Source organism: Arthrobacter sp. Hiyo1, assembly GCF_001263615.2.
Taxonomy (GTDB): Bacteria; Actinomycetota; Actinomycetes; order Actinomycetales; family Micrococcaceae; genus Arthrobacter.
Map to the genome: position 1 here is coordinate 861,363 of NZ_DF952468.1, position 2,542 is coordinate 863,904.

A 2,542-nucleotide genomic window follows, 5' to 3' on the forward strand; every position below is an offset into this window, starting at 1 on the left:
CTCCGCCGGAGACTTCCTCGCACCGCTGCAAAAGGCGCCGCCGGCCGACACCCGCAACGCCGGCGCAATCGGCCGCTACTTCGAACAGCTCTTCGCCAAGAGCCCTACGCAGCAGGAACTCGAACAAGGCCCGGATTTCATGGGCGTCAAGCTCAAATACTGGGCACCCCTCATGACCCAGTACCAGCAGGCGAAGCTCTCCGGCCAGATCACGGATGCCTCACAGGCCATTCCTTTGATCGTCCGGCAGGGAACCTCGCTGGATCTGAAGTACTCGGTCCAAATCCAGGAAATCGATGATTCGGGCAAGGTCGTCAACGACGTCGGCACTGTCTCGCGCTCTTTGGACAAGGACTACCTGCCCTTCGTGTCAAAGTCGCCGTTCGCCCTGTCATGGCCAGGATCCACGGACCACAGCCAGCTGCTCGGTAATATGGGCAACTTCAGCCAAGGCCTGTACCAGCCAGCCCAGTGGAGCACGGACTTCGCCGCGGCACCCAAGTACAAGGACGGCGAAACTTCCGCGAACGGCGCCGTCGGCAAGTCCGCCACGCCGGGAGACTGGGTGACCGTCAACAAGCTGCCCGAGAAGTCGGCCTTCGGGCGATGGTCGACCAGAGCCAGCGCAAGCCGGTCGATGAGCGCTCGTACCGGGAGAACCTTGCCACGGGATCGAAGCCCGCTACGCCGCTGCCGATGGTCTACGGGACGTTTGATCCGGCCCAGATCCAGAAAGCAGCGGGCGACGTCAACAAGCTGCCCTTGGGTGGCTACGACCCGGCCCCGATGACGCTCCAGAAGGACGCTTCGGGAAATGACACCGCAGCCAAGGGCCTCAAGCCTTCGCTGAGCGCCACCGGCCTGGTCAGCCAGTCTGCCGGTGCCATCACCGACTACTACGGCCTTGCCGCAGCGCGTGGTTACGATTCCAACGCCAACGTGATCGACGCCGTCAGGGTCCGCGCCAGCGCGCCAGGCAACTGGAAGCAGGCCCAACCGGAGGTCGACAAGCTCGCGGCCCAGATCCGCGACATGGGTCTCCAAGCCACAGTGGTGGCCGGCTCCGCGCGCGAAGACGCCAACATCTTCGTCCCGGGATACTCCAAGGACGACGCCGGCAAGGAATCCGCGCTGGGTACCGTCCAGCAGTCGTGGGTCCGGCAGGATGCTGCCGACGCCGTTTCCGGCTCCCTGACCGGCACCAACATCACCCTCCTCTTCCTGACGCTGTGCGGGGCCACCCTCCTGACCGGCGCTTCAACCGTGAGCTATATCCGCCAGCGACGCAGCGAGGCAGGGATCCTCCGCGCCATGGGCTGGACCCAAAGGAAGATCCGAAGTTGGGTCCTCGAAGAGTTCGGTATAGGTGCGGGGATCGTTGCCGTGGCAGGCATTGCGCTAAGCCTTCTGAGCTGGAACCTGGCCACGGTCATTGTTTCGGCGTCCGTGTTGCTCATTTACTGTGCCGCCGCCTACATCGCGGCCCAGCAATTGCGGCACCGCGACATCGTTGACCAGGAACCCCAACACGACGAACGCCTGATCCCGGTGGATTCACCGCTCACGTTCGCGTACCGCCAACTGGTTACCCACCGTTTCAGCTCAGTGGCCCTGGCCGTTGCCGTGGGCGTGTTCGGCGCTGCCGTGGGCGCGCTGATCGCGTTGCTCATTGACATCCCGCGCGCAGCTGGAGCCAGTGCCCTCAGCGGGCTCGCCTCCGCCACGATCGCCTTGCCGAGCGTCATCCTGGCGGTGAGCGGGGTGCTCGTTGGCCTCGTACTGACCTTGGTCACCGGTCGCTTCGAACTCCAGGCCAGGCGCGAACAGCTCGGCACGCTCCGGGCCATGGGCTGGAACCCGGACATGCTGGGACAGGTCCGTTTCTTCGAAAATGCCTTGGTCGGAGCAGTGGCGCTGATCCTCGGCGTCGTGGGGGCGCTGGGCCTGGGCCTGTTGCTCGCTCCTTATGCCGCACTTTGGGCCGCTTTGGCCGGAGTGGTGGCCGTAATTTGCTGGATTCCCATTGCAACGAAAGTGGTCAAATGACTGACAACCTCGAACCCGATCTGACCGCGACCACGGAATCCACCGACGAGTCGTTCCAGACCCGCGCCAACACCATCGTGCGGGCTGCGGACCACGGCATGCCCTTGCAGTTGAGCAACATCACCATCCGCTATGGCGGTGACAATGGTGGAGCGGAGCCGGTCACCGTCGTCGAGGACTTCAACCTCACCCTGCACGCCGGTGAGATGCACTGCGTCGCCGGGCGAAGCGGCTCAGGCAAGACCAGCATCCTGACGGTGGGAGCGGGACTCACGCTTCCGACGTCGGGCCGCGTCCTCTGGGAGGGCGATTCCCTCGAGAAGATGGGCGACGACGAAATCGCCGACCGCCGCCGCGCCCTCATCGGGTACGTGGACCAGGGCGGCGCCCTGATCGACGGCATGAGCGCTTTGGAGAATGTGCTGTTGCCGGCCGTCCCCGACGGCGAAGTGGAGCAGCGCACCGAAATGGCCAAGGACTTGCTGGACCTGGTGGG

At 64.6% G+C, this 2,542-nt stretch carries 1 protein-coding gene and 1 pseudogene; both read left to right on the top strand.

Annotation, left to right across the window (positions count from 1 at the left end; translation table 11 throughout):
• Positions 1-2,046: pseudogene (locus AHiyo1_RS03720) on the top strand (FtsX-like permease family protein); the annotation flags it as partial.
• A partial coding sequence (locus AHiyo1_RS03725; protein ID WP_059387646.1) for an ATP-binding cassette domain-containing protein occupies positions 2,043-2,542 on the top strand: 500 nt, incomplete at its 3' end. The pseudogene AHiyo1_RS03720 and the gene AHiyo1_RS03725, both read left to right, overlap by 4 nt.